8 protein-coding genes are annotated in these 15,114 nt (G+C 60.6%); 3 read left to right on the top strand and 5 right to left on the bottom strand.

The annotated features are described in order from the left end of the window. Positions 1 to 45 precede the first annotated feature (45 nt). Positions 46 to 951 (bottom strand): pyridoxal 5'-phosphate synthase lyase subunit PdxS, encoded by a 906-nt coding sequence (gene pdxS / locus HMPREF2879_RS00075; protein WP_005507298.1) that lies wholly within the window; start codon positions 949 to 951, stop codon positions 46 to 48. A gap of 435 nt (positions 952 to 1,386) precedes the next feature. On the opposite strand from pdxS, the gene HMPREF2879_RS00070 reads away from it, so the two are divergent. Then, positions 1,387 to 3,027, top strand: coding sequence for a Na+/H+ antiporter (locus HMPREF2879_RS00070; protein WP_070634255.1), 1,641 nt, complete (start codon positions 1,387 to 1,389; stop codon positions 3,025 to 3,027). A gap of 196 nt (positions 3,028 to 3,223) precedes the next feature. Continuing rightward, the gene (locus HMPREF2879_RS00065; RefSeq protein ID WP_070634525.1) at positions 3,224 to 4,750 is read left to right on the top strand and encodes an MATE family efflux transporter; all 1,527 of its coding nucleotides are present in this window, start codon (positions 3,224 to 3,226) and stop codon (positions 4,748 to 4,750) included. 114 nt (positions 4,751 to 4,864) lie between these two features. Here the strand turns inward: HMPREF2879_RS00065 and nadE are convergent, their stop codons facing one another. Next, on the bottom strand, positions 4,865 to 5,698 hold the full coding sequence (gene nadE, locus HMPREF2879_RS00060) for an ammonia-dependent NAD(+) synthetase (RefSeq protein WP_070634524.1): 834 nt from the start codon (positions 5,696 to 5,698) through the stop codon (positions 4,865 to 4,867). A 244-nt stretch (positions 5,699 to 5,942) separates the two neighbouring features. On the opposite strand from nadE, the gene HMPREF2879_RS00055 reads away from it, so the two are divergent. Beyond that, positions 5,943 to 6,287, top strand: a complete 345-nt coding sequence (locus HMPREF2879_RS00055) for a recombinase (protein ID WP_246822874.1) — start codon at positions 5,943 to 5,945, stop codon at positions 6,285 to 6,287. 87 nt (positions 6,288 to 6,374) lie between these two features. Here HMPREF2879_RS00055 and HMPREF2879_RS09390 read toward each other — a convergent pair whose 3' ends face one another. The 3 genes from HMPREF2879_RS09390 to HMPREF2879_RS00045 all read right to left on the bottom strand — a co-directional run bounded on the left by HMPREF2879_RS09390 (position 6,375) and on the right by HMPREF2879_RS00045 (position 15,038). Beyond that, positions 6,375 to 6,515, bottom strand: coding sequence for a hypothetical protein (locus HMPREF2879_RS09390; protein ID WP_161799349.1), 141 nt, complete (start codon positions 6,513 to 6,515; stop codon positions 6,375 to 6,377). 95 nt (positions 6,516 to 6,610) lie between these two features. Further along, entirely contained in the window at positions 6,611 to 10,651 is a 4,041-nt protein-coding gene (locus HMPREF2879_RS00050; protein WP_070634523.1) for a S8 family serine peptidase, read from the bottom strand. A gap of 400 nt (positions 10,652 to 11,051) precedes the next feature. Then, positions 11,052 to 15,038, bottom strand: a complete 3,987-nt coding sequence (locus HMPREF2879_RS00045) for a S8 family serine peptidase (RefSeq protein ID WP_070634522.1) — start codon at positions 15,036 to 15,038, stop codon at positions 11,052 to 11,054. Positions 15,039 to 15,114 lie beyond the last annotated feature (76 nt).

The raw sequence follows: 15,114 nt of genomic DNA, 5'->3' as shown, positions 1-15,114 counted from the left end.
CCCCCTCATCAAACACTCACCCCAAACGTGGGGTGCGCGCACGAATTACCAGCCGCGCTCCGCCAGGCGGTGCGGTGCCGGAATGTCAGCAACGTTAATGCCGACCATAGCCTCACCCAGGCCGCGAGAAGCCTCAGCAACCTTCTCCGGGTCATTGTAGAAAGCGGTAGCCTTCACAATAGCCTTCGCACGAGCAACCGGGTCGCCCGACTTGAAGATACCGGAACCAACGAACACGCCGTCAGCACCGAGCTGCATCATCATTGCAGCGTCAGCGGGGGTAGCCACGCCACCAGCGGTGAACATGACCACGGGCAGCTTGCCGGTCTGAGCAACCTCACGAACCAGCTCGTACGGTGCAGCCAGTTCCTTAGCCTTCACGTACAGCTCATCGGGCATGGTGTTGTACAGACCCTGCAGCTCAGCAATCTGACGCTTAATGGTGCGGATGTGCTTGGTCGCCTCAGAGACGTCACCGGTGCCAGCCTCGCCCTTCGAGCGAATCATAGCGGCACCCTCGGTGATGCGGCGCAGAGCCTCACCCAGGTTGGTAGCACCGCACACGAAAGGAACCTTGAACTGGTGCTTGTCAATGTGGTTCACGTAGTCAGCGGGGGAGAGAACCTCAGACTCGTCAATGTAGTCGACCTTCAGGGTCTCCAGGATCTGAGCCTCAACGAAGTGGCCGATGCGTGCCTTCGCCATGACCGGGATCGAAACAGCATCAATGATGCCCTCAATCATGTCCGGGTCAGACATACGAGCCACGCCGCCCTGCGCACGAATATCCGCGGGAACGCGCTCGAGAGCCATGACGGCAACAGCGCCAGCATCTTCAGCGATCTTAGCCTGTTCGGGGGTGACGACGTCCATGATGACGCCGCCCTTGAGCATGTCGGCCAGGCCGCGCTTAACAAGCGGGCTGCCGGTTACGGTGTTGTTATCAGTCATGACCTTATCTTCTCACGTTCTGAGTGTTCGCGCGCACTCACGGGGTCGGATTTTCTGTTCTCTGACACAGTACGACCCCAAGTTCACGTCAGAATGACACAAAACGTCATGAAAAGCGGTCAGGGTAGGGCGGTTCATGGGCTGAGCAGGCCCGGCTGAGCAGACCCGCCGGATGCACGCAGGTCGCCTCCCATAAACTCACACCCCGAGCGGCCATAAGGCAAGATTTTGCTCACGGTGAGCATCTACTCACCCGCACAGAACATCGGTAAAATACAGAAGCTACGCCCGCACTCGTCCTCATGCGGAAGCCTCACGGCCCAGGGAACGAGCAAAACATTTTGGGCACCCTGGCACCCGCACACTCGCGGACATCAGCCGTCTATCAGACGCACACCATGAACCAGCCGCCACATCCAAAAGGAACACACCAAATTGCTTGAAGTCATCATTGCCCTATCGCTGGCAATTCTTCTGGGTAATATCCTCGCCCATAAAATACGGATAACCCCCGCCATTGTGCTGATATTCATTGGCCTGGCTATCGGCATTATGCCCGCCCACGAACTGCACGAAGTTCAGAGTATCGGCCTGCCGCCGCACGTCATCCTCGAAATCTTCCTGCCCATCATGCTCTTCTGGGAAGCCCGCAACACCTCATGGCGTGAAGCGCGCGCCCGTCTGCGCGGCATTCTGCTCTCGGGCACGGTGCTCGTAATTTTCACGGCGTTCGTTATCGCCTGGGTGCTTCACACATTTATGGGCGTCTACCTGTGGCATGTGGCGCTGATTATCGGTGTGGCGCTCGCCCCCACCGATGCTGTGGCCGTGGCAACGCTCAACGGCAAACTCCCCAAATCTTCCATCACCACCCTTAAAGCGGAAGCACTCATTAACGACGGCACCACCCTAGTTCTTTTCGCACTCGCCCTGCAGCTTGCGGGTGGTCATGAACTTACCCTGGGGACTGCATCCGGAATGTTCTTCTTCTCGTTCCTGATTGGAACTCTCGTTGGCCTGGCCGTCGGATGGGGTGTAGATAAGCTGCGTGCGCACATCGGCAACCCCATGAACTTCAGCGTGTTCATGTTTACCGTGCCGTTTATTGCTTTCTTCCTGGCTGAAGAGATCGAGCCTTTTGAGGGCATGAAAGGTTCCGGAGTGGTGGCTGTGGTGGTCGCCGCTTTCTACCTGACCTATCGCGGACCGGATACCATCAAACCCCAAAACCGTTTCTACGGTCTGCCCATCTGGTCGTTTGTCTCCTATGTCATGAACGGTGCGCTCTTCGTGCTCGTGGGTGTTCAGCTGCCCAGCGCCACAGCGCCTGTGGATGATGTTCTTCGTGAATACAACTATGCGTGGGCTTTGACGTTCGCCGTGATTGTGGTGGCATGGCTTGTTTCCATTGCGGCGCGTTTTATTTTCCTGCACGTCTCGATCGGTATTATTCGTGCCCTTGACCGTTCAGAAAAGCAGAAGCAGCTGCGCACAACTTTCCGTGGCCGTGTAGTGAGTACCTTTGCGGGACTGCGCGGCGGTGTTTCCCTCGCGGTGGCTCTCTCCGTGCCGACTGATGTTCCCGCGCGTGACTTTATTATCTTTGTTGTTGCGGGCGTGGTTCTGCTGTCGATGGTGGTTCAGGGGATGCTCCTGCCGCTCGTTATTAGGTGGGCGAAAATTCCGGTTGATACCACCGAAGAAGATGAGATTAATGAAGCAATCCGCACGATCATTGCCGAGTCCTTCGACTCTGTGGCTGAGATCGGCCAGGAAATTGGTGCACCACAGTGGATTATCGACCGCATTGCCGACGAACAGATGTACAACGCGAGTATACACCGCAACCTGCACGCCGTTCGTAAAGACGGTGCGAATGCGCCGGAAGAAGCCCGCCGCATTATTGAAGCGGGCGACCTTGAGAAAGAGCTGCGCCTGCGGCATTTGGAGAAGCAACGCAGCGTGCTCAAGCGCCTGCGTAATGAGCGCATAATCGACACGAATGTGCTCCACGCGATTCAGGAAATCCTGGATATTGAGGAGGTTCGCGTGCTTGGTCCGGTTGAGCTCGAATAGCTCACACTCCTACATGCGATACGTATGAGGCGAGGCGCCCCACCCCTAAACGGGGAGGGGCGCCTCGTTACTTTTTTGTCTAAACCCCTAGCCCAACCACTACGTGGAAACGGTACAATACACTAGCCCGTTTTTTGTGCGGACCACGCTTCTTACCGCGCGCCGGACACGACACAGACCAGAACCACAGGAACCTATGACGTCCCACCAGACTGAAAACAACGCGCCCAAAAACGGCGCACCCAACAACACCGCACCCTCCGCAGGACACGGCCCGCACGGCGCCCACGGCGCAAGCGAAGATCCGCAGAACATCTACCTGCTCAAAGACGCCCCCATCCTCAAGGCGCTCCTCTCCCTCGGCGTACCCATGGCACTCGGCCTCGCCATCACCAGCATCTACAACGTGGTGAACTCCTACTTCGTCGGCCACTACGGCAGCGTCGAAGAGCTCGCCGCCACCGGCTACGGCGTGCCCGTCTTCGGCGTCATCATGGCAATTGCGGGCCTGTTCGGTCTGGGCGCCTCCACCCTCGCTTCCCGAAAGCTTGGCGAAGGCCAGCCCGCACACGAAATTCACCGTGTCACCTCCTTCGCCCTCTACTCGGCGCTCGGTGCCGGTATCGTCGCGGCGGCTATCGGCTTCATCCTCGCCGACCCGATCACCAGCATCATGGGTGCATCCGGCGGCTCCTACGAACCGACCCGCATTTACGTGCACCTCATGTTCCTCGGCGCGCCCCTCGCTATCGGCATGTTCACCCTCGAACAGCTCGTCCGATCCGAAGGCTACGCCAAGCAGTCCATGTACGGCATTATCGTCGGCACCGTCGTCACCTGCATCTTCGACGTGCTGTTCATCGCCATCATGGGCATGGGCGTCGCCGGTGCCGGTTGGGCGATGCTGCTGGCGAACGGCGCATCCATGCTGTACTACCTGCTGTTCCTGATGCGCAAGAGCGAGAACTTCTCCGCAAACATCCGCGACTTCTCCCTCGACCCCGCTATCATCAAGCCCGTGGTCGCGGTCGGTGCCGCCGAGCTCATTCAGAGCCTCAACCTGATCTTCGCCGCCCTGCTGCTGAACAACCTCGCCGCCTCCTACGGTGACGACACCGTCGCGGCGTTCGGCCTGGCAATGCGCCTGAACATGGTGCCCGAAATGCTCTGCATGGGCCTGTGCATGGGCGGTATCCCGCTGTACGCCTACGCGTACGGTGCCCGCAACGGTGCCCGCGTGAAGGAGGCGCTGCGCACTGCAACGATTCTGTCTGTGGCAACTTCCGTGGCGCTCACTATCCCGGTGCTGATTTTCCGCCGCGAACTGCTTGCCGTGGTTGGTGATGAGCGCCTGGTCTCCACCGGCGAAGAGGTCTTGGTCGCGCTGATGCTTGCCGCCGTGTTCAACGCGGTCAGCATCGTGTTCGTTTCCTGGTTCCAGGCGGCCGGTAAGGGCGGCCCGGCAATGCTGATGACCCTCGGCATTGCGCTGCTGTTCTTCCCCGCCGTGTACTTCGGCAACATGTGGTTCGGCTTTAAGGGTCTGACCTGGGCGTTCCCCTTCACTCAGGTGCTTGCCTGCGTGCTGGGTCTGGTGCTGTTCCTTGCTACGGGCGGCTCGAAGGTACCGCCCGCTGAGCCTGAGGTAGAAGCTGAAGGTTCTGAGGAGTCTGACGCTCAGGCTGCCCAGATTTCTGGCGCACAGCCCGAGCAGAAGGCGTAGTCCTCGGTCTGCGAAAGCATAGTAAAAGCCCCGGACTCCCACCAAGGGAGCCGGGGCATTTACGTTAGTTCTATGGCGGTTAAAGCGCTAGTGTTTCGGCGCTAGTTCTTCCACCTAGTTCTTCCACCAGGAATCAAAAATCGTCACCGGAGTAGTGCGCTTATGGCGGCTACGCAGGTAAATCTGCTCCAGCTTCGCAGCGGCCGCCTCTTCGATTTCCTTACCCTCCAGGTAGTCATCAATCTGCGGGTAGGTCAGACCCAGCTCATCCTCATCGGTACGGCCGGGCACGCCGTCCAGCAGGTCAGCCGTCGGCGGCTTAGCCCACAGACGCTCAGACGCACCCAAAACACGCAGCAGCAGCTGGTTCTGGCGCTTATTCAGACCAGCCAGCGGCAGCAGGTCCGCGCCGCCGTCACCGAACTTCGTGAAGAAGCCGGTAATGGACTCCGCTGCGTGGTCGGTGCCGACCACCAGGTAGCCGGGGTCGCCAGCAATCGCGTACTGGGCGATCATGCGGGCGCGCGCCTTCACGTTGCCCCTGTTGAAGTCGCTGATCTGCTCGCCGGTCGCGGCAGTGTAGGCGCTGTCGAAGCCGTCCACGGCTTCGGCAATGTTAAAGGTCAGGGAGCGGGTGGGCTGGATGAAACGCAGCGCCTCCTGCGCGTCCTCTTCGTCGTGCTGCACACGGTAGGGCAGGCGCACCGCCACGAACTCGGTGGTGCGGCCGCGCTCGTTGAGGCGGTCCACCGCCAGCTGGCAGAGGCGACCCGCCAGGGTGGAGTCGATACCGCCGCTGATGCCCAGTACCAGGCCGCGGCTTCCGGTGGCTTCCAGGTAGTCGCAGATGAACTGGATGCGGCGCTCCACTTCTTCGCGTGCCTGCTCTTCGGTCATGTTGGGCTTGACGCCCATTTCACGGATGATCTGTGCCTGTAATTCACGCATGACTTAAGTGTACGCTCCACCTTATAGCCCGTGCGGTGAACCGCCGAGGGAGGCGAGGTAGTGTTCCACACGGTGCGTTCAGCGCGGCGTACGCGGCGGGTTCAGTATCGTTTCAGCCCTGAAAATACACAGCATACTCACCGGTAAAAACCCTGTGCGACAACCCGTGCGGCTGTTAGCATGAACATACGGTTCAAATACCGTTCAAAACAGCCGGTGATGAGGGAAAACGCCCCCACACCCAATGCCACAGAACACGTCAACCAAGGACGGTGAAGACAGCACCATGGCAAAAACAAAAACTGAACTCTACGACGAGCTCGTAGACATCGAAACCAGCCTCGAAAACCACCCGCTCACCTCCGGGAAAATAGCGGAGGCGAACATCCTCGTCGAGCAGATGAAGGAGCAGGGCGCCACCCAGGAAGAAATCAATGAGGCACTCATCCGGCAGGGGCTGCCTTCCCTCGTGGAGATCGGCAAGAGTACCTTGACGCAGTCTTTCAGCCTCTGGAAGCTGAGTCACCGCAAGTCCAAGGTGGAAGCCGCCATTGAGAAGCTCAACCGTAAAGAAGCCCGCCAACGCTAACTAGGCCGCCTCGGGCAGAGTGAGGCAAGCAAATACCCCCGGCAGATGCGTACGGCATCCACCGGGGGTATTTCTTTCAAAGGAATATCAGTGGCTTAGATTTTCAAAGACGCTCTCATAACGGTCAACGAAGTCCGCCGCCGCGTTCAGAAGCTCCTCCTGGTCGAGGGCGTCCCGAGTAGCTGACAGCGTCTCATCCTCGCCGTTCTGAACCTGTAATTCACGCATAACCTAAGTCTACGCCGCAGACATAACAGCCCACAGAAAGAGCCGTGTCGGGGCAGAAAACTCTACCCCGACACGGCCCTCACATCCGCATCCGACTAGCGGTTATTCAGCACGCGCACGTTGTAGCGGTGCAAGAACGCCGCCATCGCGCCACGCTCAATCGGCTGAACCGGGCGGAACGAACCATCCGGCCAACCCGTCGTAATCCGCTGATCGGCCAACCACGCAATCTCGCGGTAGAACTGGCTGCCGGTCGACACGTCGCTAAACGGCGATACCGCAGGAGCCGAATATGCCGGCGAACCCGCGTAACGGTAGAAGAACGCCGCCATCGCGTCACGGTTCACCGCATCATTCGGGCGGAACGTACCGTCAGACCAGCCGGTCGTAATGCCGCGGGCGCGCATCCACTCAATCTCCTTGTAGAACGGGTGGTCGCGCGGCACATCCTTGAAGCTCGGGGTGCTCGGCGCGGTGAACTGCGGCGAACCCGCCATGCGGTAGAAGAACGCCGCCATCGCGCCGCGCTCCACCGAACCGTTCGGGCGGAACGTGCCGTCCGGGTAGCCGGTCGTAATACGACGCTGAGCCAGCCAGTTAATGTCATTCACGAACGGGTAATCTGCCGGAACATCCGTAAAGTGCGCGCTCGCGGCGGTAGCCTCAGAGTTCGACGAGACACGCAGAACCTGCGCACGCTCACCCGCAGCACCGTTCACGCCGGACAGGTCGCCGGTCGCATTGTGCATGTGCAGGAACAGTGCAGAAACGTTCTTCGCGTCGCCGTTACGGTGCGCCACCAGCTGCGCGGAGGGTGCGTCCACGAACAGGTTCGGCACGCCGGCAGACTCGCCGCTGAACCACAGCTTCGGCGCCGCATAGTTGAACACCACCGAATCAGTCGTATCAACCACGGTCGTAGCGGAGAACGCGCTCGAAGTGGTCACCGAGTACGAAATCTCGGTCGACTCAGCCTCGGGGTCCAGGCCCAGAACGCTCAGCGGAACAGTCATCACCAGGGTGTTCGAATCCATGATGTTGGTGTCCGTATCACCCCAGGTGCCGTTCAGCGGGTACAGGGCGTTCTCGATAGCCTGCCACTTGCCGTTGCTGCGCTTAGAAACCTTCACCAGCGGGTAGTCCAGGCCCTTCTCACGCACCGTCTGCAGACGGTAGTCGCTCGTGCCGTCCTTGTTGGTATCAACGAACACGTAGTAGGTGCCGCGCGGGGTCACCTCCTGCCAGTTACCCCAGGTGGAAATACCGAAGGACAGCTGCGCCTCGGAGGTATCCGCACCGGCAGCCTTCAACGCCGCCACATCCGAGGCGGCACCCACGTACTGCAGGTCCATGCGGGAATCCGAACCCACACCCAGCTTCGCGGTCGGGATGCGCGGGCTCGAAGCGCCCAGCTCAAAAGCACCCAGCAGGGAGCGGTAACCGCCCTGATCCACCGCGGTACCCTGCAGGGTCAGGGCCTGCTCGGTCGCGCCGGACCCCTCCGCGTCGAAGGCGATATCGGAGCCAGCCACACGCATCGCGGAGACAGGCTTCGGTGCCACATGCAGCGGCATGCGCAGGGTCTTCACCGCAGCCGAAGAGTCAGCATCGGTCAGGATCAGGCGGCCCGAAGCGCTCGCAATGTATTGGCGGGCACCCGAAATAGTGACCGCACCGGTCGAGTAGTTCACCGAATCCTGGGTCGGGTACATGGACGGGTCGCGAGTCTTCTCCAGCTTCGACGGGTCAATGCGCACCGTCACGGTGAACGTTGCGGTCTGACCGGCACCCACAGACACGGACTGCGGGTAGGAGAACTCCACACCCGGGATGCTCGTGCTGCCCTCATAGTTCAGGGTGTAGGTGTGCGCCACCGAGTCGGTGTTCTCAACGCTCACGCGGTGCTGCAGGGTCTGCACACCGGCGTTCGGGGTGTACTCGAGCACGCCGAAAGTGTCCGAAACCTGTTCGGGGCGTGCCGCGTTGAACAGCAGCACCTTGCCGGCTACAGCAGCCGGGGTGTTGATGCGGCCGGTACCCACACGGTCCACCGCGTAGGGGTTGCCCCAGGCGTCCTGCATGTGGTGGTCGGCGGTGTTCATGATGACGGTCTTAAGCATGCGCGGACCGTACTCCGGGTGCGCCTGCATGATCAGCGCCGCAACACCGGCAACAAAGGGCGTGGACATGGACGTACCGGTCTTCACGGTCGCCTCGGTACCGCCGCCAACCAGGATCGAGGAAATGTTCGTGCCCGGTGCCGCAACGTCCGGCTTCGTGATGCCGTGCGAGCCGTGCAGGCCGCGCGCGGTCGAGGTGTTCGCCTGATCCAGCTTGCCGTTCTGCACGCGAATCGACTCGCGCAGGTTCTCGCCGAGCTGCAGGGTCAGGTTGCCCGAATCAATCTGGGAGGAGAGACGCTCCACCTGGCTCTTGGCCAGGCGCACGCCCGGAATAGCGGAGTTGCCGCCGATAGCGGTGTCGCCCACCTCCGTGTCGGAGGCGATGACCACGCCGGTTGCGCCCGCCGCCTGCAGGTTGTCGAAGCGTACCTTCGAACCGCAGGGTGCGGTGCCGTCAGCGTCCGCCCAGTCGATGAGAGCCCACTTGCCCTTCAGTGCTGCGGCTTCCTCTTCGGTGAAGGCTTCGCAGGCGTAGCGGTTGCGGGTTGCGGCACGCACCACGGTGCCGCGCAGCTGCTCCTCGGTCGCCTTCGAGTAGTCGAAGCTCACCGAGTAGTCGCCGTAGGTGTCCGCCTCGTTCGCGGGGGAGAGAATCTTCACGCGGTCAGCCATCTGGGTCGAACCAATCGAGTTCGCCACGGTCAGGCTGTAGGCGCTGGTGCCGGGGCCGCCCGAGTTGGAGTAGGTGTCACCCACGGCGTTGTAGTTGTTGGCGTTACCCGCCGCGACTACGGAGAGGACGCCCTCGCGGTAGAGGGAACCGACCGCGTAGTTCACGGTCTCGTCGAACACGCCGAACTCGTTGCCCAGCGACAGGTTCGCGATGTCGGCGCGGTCCGAGAAGTCGCCGTCATCGTTGGGGTCGAGCACGCGGTCCAGACCCAGGGGAACGAACGCGGTGGTGCCCTTACAACCGAAGATGCGCAGGCCAATCAGCTGGGCCTCCGGTGCGGAGCCCGGGCCGATCTTCATGTCCTTGAGTTGCTCTTCGGTGAGCTTGGAGTAGTCGCCGCGGAAGGTCGAGCCGTCCGCGTTCACACCGTAACCCGCCGCGGTACCGGCCACGTGGCTACCGTGGCCGCCGCAGTCGAGCGGGTTGTTATCCGGGTGGGGAGTGGAGGTTTCCTTCTTACCGGAGTTGTAATCGTCACCGACCAGGTCGTAGCCGCCAAGGAACTTCTTCGGATCGTAGGAGCCCTCGGGAATCGTGTCGGAAGCCTTCGCCTTCTCGAAGGCTTCCTGCGTGCCGGGGCCACCCAAATCGGCGTGCGTGTAGTCGATACCGGTATCGAGCACCACAATCTTCACGCCCTTGCCGGTGTAGCCGGTGGAGGCGGGGTTCGCCGGGCTCTTCGCCCACACGGAGAGCGTGTCCGTATCAATGAGGGTGCCGCTGTTCTGCGGTGCCATGTCCTCAATGATGCTGATGCGTTCCACATCGTCGCGGTTTGCGAGCGCACGAATCTGCTCGACGTTACCGTAGAGCGCCACGCCGCGCATCGTGTTGTGGGTGGTGTACAGGACCTGCGCGCCGGATTCCTTCGCCGCGGAGGCGCCCTGCTGCTGCACGCTGGCGCGGATTGCCTGCACCTGTGCTTGCGCGTTGACGGGTGCCTGCGCGCGGGAGCGGACCGCGTCCGGCTGGGTCTGGGCGTACGCGCCCTGACCCTTGAATCGGACGAACACGGCGCGTTCGCCGGTGGCGCCGTCCAGGCTGGGGGAGAGAACTTCGTTGTTGTTCTCGCCGGTGCCGGTGTTCTGGTGGGGTGCGTCCCGGTCTGCGCCGCGTACTACGCCCGGTGCCGCGTAGGCGGCGGTACCGAACGGTAGAGCGGTCAGCCCGAGGGTGAGCCCCAGGGTGAGTGCGCCGCAGCCGCGTGCCAGCTGCTTGAGGCGGCCCGGCTGTGTGTGCCGGGCGGCTCGCGCGGGGGTAGCTTCAGGGAATGTTGCCACTGAATGCTCCTTTTTAGTGATGGTGCGTTTCTTAGCGGTTTCTGCACCGAGGTTCTGCGCGGAGAGTTATACGCCGAGAGTTCTACTCGGAGAGCTGTACGGCAAGGGTTCTGCACCGAGAGTGCTACGGTGCGTCTGCACTGTGTTTCCAGTGCGCCTCCAGTGCGTCTGTGCGGCGTAAACGTCAAGGTTCATGCCGATGGTGAAGAAACCTTCACTTATTGTCTCAACGATTCTTTATATAACCTAGTCAGACTCGTATTACGGAACATTACGCGTAAATAGAAAGTACCCGACCACAGAAAAAGGGAGCCGCACCGCCGCAGATAAACTGCAACGGTACGGCTCCCTCGGTAGAACCTATAGGTTCTTAGATTCCGGAACCCTAGAATTCAGGTTTTTAGATTTCAGGGCTTTCCTTCAGCACACCCGTGCTGTAGCGGTACACGAACGCCGCCATAGCGTCGCGGTGCACCGGCTCCACGGGGCGGAACGAACCATCGGGCCAGCCGGTGGTCACGCCCTGCTCAGCCAGCCACGAGATCTCGCGGTAGAACTGCTTGTCGGTCGGAACGTCCGTGAAACGAGCCTGCGCGGGGGCAGTGTACTCGGGCGAACCGGCGTAACGGTAGAAGAACGCAGCCATCGCGTCACGGTTCACCGAACCCTCCGGGCGGTAGGTGCCATCGGGCCAGCCGGTCGTGATGCCCTGAGCCTTCATCCACTCAATCTCCTTGTAGTAGGGGTGGTTGAGCGGAACATCCGAGAAGCTCGGGGTGGACGGTGCGGTGTACTGCGGCGAGCCGCTCATACGGTAGAAGTACGCAGCCATGGTTGCGCGGTCCATGTTGTTCAGCGGGCGGAAGGTGCCGTCCTGGTAGCCGCGGTCAATCTGACGGGCAGCAATCCACGTGATTTCACGGTAGAACTGGTTATCCGCCGGAACGTCGGTGAAGCGTGCATCGTGGATGGTACGAGCCACCTTCACGACCTGCGCACGGTCGCCAGCGGCAACACCGTTAGCGGTCTTACGGCCGCTCAGGTCACCGGTCGCGTTGTGCATGTGCAGGAACAGAGCCTGACGCTCCTTGTTGTTGTTCTTGCGGTGAACGGTCAGCTGACCGCCGTCACGGTCCACGAACAGGCCGGGCACGCCCGACTCCTCACCGGTGAACCAAACACCGGGGTTGAAGGGGGAGTACTCGATAGCCGAGGTGGTGTCCACGTAGGAGTTACCCTCGTTGTGCCAGGTGTCGGTCTGTACCGTGTACTTGATGCTCTGAGCCTTCTCAGCGGTCAGGCCCAGGTCCTTCAGCGGCACACCCAGAATCATGGTGTTGGTGTCCATGATGTTGGTGTCGGTGTCGCCCCAGGCGTTGTTCAGCGGGTAGCGAGCCACCACGGTGGATGCGTTACCGGAGATGGACCAGACCTTCACCAGCGGGTAATCCAGACCCTTCTCGCGGGTCACCTCCAGAACGTAATCTGCGGCGGAGTCGTTATTCGTATCAATCTGCACCTGTACCTGACGGCCCCAGTGCATGCTATCCCAGGTGCCCCAGGTCGAAATACCGAAGAACAGAGAACCATCGTTCGGGTTCTTGCCGGCAGCCTTCAACGCCGGAGCATCCGAGGATGCACCCACATACTGCAGGTCAACAGACTGGTTCGACGGCAGCTTCAGCTGACCGGACGGAATACGGTCACTGACCGCACCCAGCTCAAACGCACCCAGCAGCGAACGGTAACCGCCCTGGTTCAGGGTCGTACCACGCAGAGTCACCGTGGACTCCTTATCGGCAATACCCTTGTAGTCAATACGGGACGCATCAACACGCATCTTCGAGACAGGCTTCGGCGCCACGTGAATCGACTGGCGGATCGCCTCGCGACCATTCTCAGAGAAAATCAGGCGACCAGAAGCGCTCGCAATGTACTGGCGCTTACCAGCAGCCAGAGTCTTACCGTTCGTCCAGTCCTGAGCAACCTGGTCGGCGCTCATCGCCGGGTCCATGGTCTTCTCCAGCTTGGACGGGTCAATACGCACGGTCACGGTCACGTTCTTACGCTCACCGGCACCCACGCTCACCTGCTGCGGGTAGGAGTACTCCACACCCGGGATGGTCGTGCTTGCCTCGTAGCTCAGGGTGTAGGTGTGAGCCTGCGAATCGGTGTTGTCCAGCACGATTTCACGCTGGACAGTCTGAATACCCGAATCGGGGGTGTACTCCAGCACGCCAAACGCGGTCGAAACACGCTCGGGGGTCTTCGCATCGTACGCGATAACCTTCGCGTCCACGGCGGCGCGAGCATTCACCATGCCCGTACCCACACGATCCACCGCGTACTGCGCACCCTGCTCATTCTTGATCGGGGTGGACGCGCCGTTCATCAGCGCAGCCTTAATCATCTGCGGGTTGTAATCTTGATGCGCCTGCATCACCAGAGCTGCAACACCGGCAACATGCGGGGTCGCCATGGAGGTACCGGTGAAGGAAACACCCTTATTACCCGTGCCCACAGCGGCAGACACAATCTCAGTACCCGGTGCCGCAAGGTCAGGCTTAATGAAGCCGTCAGAACCGTGCTGACCGCGAGCACTCGAGGAATTCAGGTCAAAAGCGTGCGAGTGGGTGCTACGACCCGAAGCCTTGTAATCCAGGTTCATCTCAACGGTCACCGGACCGGCAGCCAGGGCCTTCTCCAGGTCCTTCGTCGAAGAAGCAGTCAGACGCAGACCCGGAATGGTCGCATTACCGCCAATGCCGATGGTGTAGCGCTCAGCCTTACCGGCCATCACCACGCCAAGACCGCCGGCAGCCTGAACATTATCGAAACGCACCTTCGAACCGCACGGGAACGTCAAATCGTCCTGATCCCACTCGAAGTAAACCCACTTACCCTTCAAAGCCTTCGCCTCTTCAGCGGTGAAAGCCTCGCAAGCGTAACGGTTACGCTTCGGTGCGGCAACAACCTCGCCGCGCAGCTGATCAGCGGATGCCTTCGAATAATCGAAGTTCACCGAATAATCACCCTGCAACCACTCCAAACCAGTCTTCGTGGTTGCGCGGACACGGTCAATCGGCTGAGTGGAGCCGTAGGCGTTCGCCACCGACAGCGCCGCAGCCGCATTCGCCGGGCTACCCGAATCGGAGTAGGTGTCACCCACACCGTTGTAGTTGTTGGCGTTACCGGCAGCAGCCACAGTGAACACACCCTGGCGCGCCATCGTATTAATCATGTACGACTCAGGGTCGTCAGCCGGGGCGAACTCGCCACCGAGAGACAGGTTCACAATGTCGGCGCGGTCAGAGAAATCACCGTCACCATTCGGGTCCATCACGGTATCAAGCGCCTTCATCACAACACTCGAATTGCCGTAGCAACCGAACACGCGAATCGCCAGAAGCTGAGCCTCAGGAGCAGTACCGGGGCCAATGGACATGCCCTTCAGCTGCTCCTCCGTCAGGTTCTTGTAATCGCCACGGTAAGTCGTACCGTTCGCCGTCACACCATAACCGGCGGCAGTACCCGCCACGTGCGTGCCGTGACCGCCAGAACCGAAACCATCCGGGCGGCAATCCAGCGGGTTATTATCCGGCTGCGGAGTCGACTTCTCAGCCACCGACGCATTGTAGTCATCACCGACCAAGTCAATGCCGCCAATGAACTTATTACGATCAATCAGACCCGAATCAGCGGACGGAAGCTCCGTCATCGCCTTAGCCTTCAGGTACGAATCCACCGTACCGGGGCCACCAAAATCAGCGTGCGTATAGTCAACACCGGAGTCAACAACCGCAATCTTCACGCCCTTACCCGTGTACCCCGTATTCTCACGAGTCCACGTGGCAAGAGTCTTCGTATCAATCTCGCTACCGGAGTTCATACGCTCCTTCGCGATAATCGGCGAAATACGCTCCACATCCGGGCGCTCCGCCAACGCACGAATCTGCGCAGCATCACCAGTAATCGCCGCACCACGCATTGCATTATGCGTGGTGTACATCAGCTTAGAACCAGAAGCAGCCGCCACAGACTGAGCCTGCGACTGCACCTGAGCTGCAATAGCCTGCACCTGCGCCTGACGGTTCGCCGGCGCCTCCTTACGTGCCAGAACAGCCGCGGACTGGGTCTGCTCATACGCGCCCTTGCCCTTGAACTGCACATACACGGTGATTTGGCCTTCAGCCTTCTGTAGGCCCGGGCTGATACGCGAGGCAGCGTCACCGGATGCGCTCGCAGTGCTTCCTTCGACCTGCTGGGGGCTCTGAGCGTGAGCTGCAGAGAAAGTGGCGGGAACGCCGAGAGTAAGGGCAAGAGCCGCACTCAAACCGGTCGCACCGACAGCCTTCATTCTGCGGCGTGGCACATGAGGCGTTGTCATGGAATCCTCCTTCGGATTTTCTATTTTTCGATGGTGCTGTGTGCTCTGTGGTTGTGTATCGGTGATGTGCGGAGGC

The organism is Rothia sp. HMSC069C04 (assembly GCF_001812895.1).
Taxonomy (GTDB): domain Bacteria; phylum Actinomycetota; class Actinomycetes; order Actinomycetales; family Micrococcaceae; genus Rothia.
This window is presented reverse-complemented; position numbering and strand designations above follow the sequence as displayed.

Coding starts and splice junctions, on each gene's coding strand:
- pdxS (WP_005507298.1), bottom strand. CDS start 951: ATGACTGATAACAACACCGTAACCGGCAGCCCGCTTGTTAAGCGCGGC.
- HMPREF2879_RS00065 (WP_070634525.1), top strand. CDS start 3,224: ATGACGTCCCACCAGACTGAAAACAACGCGCCCAAAAACGGCGCACCC.
- nadE (WP_070634524.1), bottom strand. CDS start 5,698: ATGCGTGAATTACAGGCACAGATCATCCGTGAAATGGGCGTCAAGCCC.
- HMPREF2879_RS00055 (WP_246822874.1), top strand. CDS start 5,943: ATGCCACAGAACACGTCAACCAAGGACGGTGAAGACAGCACCATGGCA.
- HMPREF2879_RS09390 (WP_161799349.1), bottom strand. CDS start 6,515: ATGCGTGAATTACAGGTTCAGAACGGCGAGGATGAGACGCTGTCAGCT.
- HMPREF2879_RS00045 (WP_070634522.1), bottom strand. CDS start 15,038: ATGACAACGCCTCATGTGCCACGCCGCAGAATGAAGGCTGTCGGTGCG.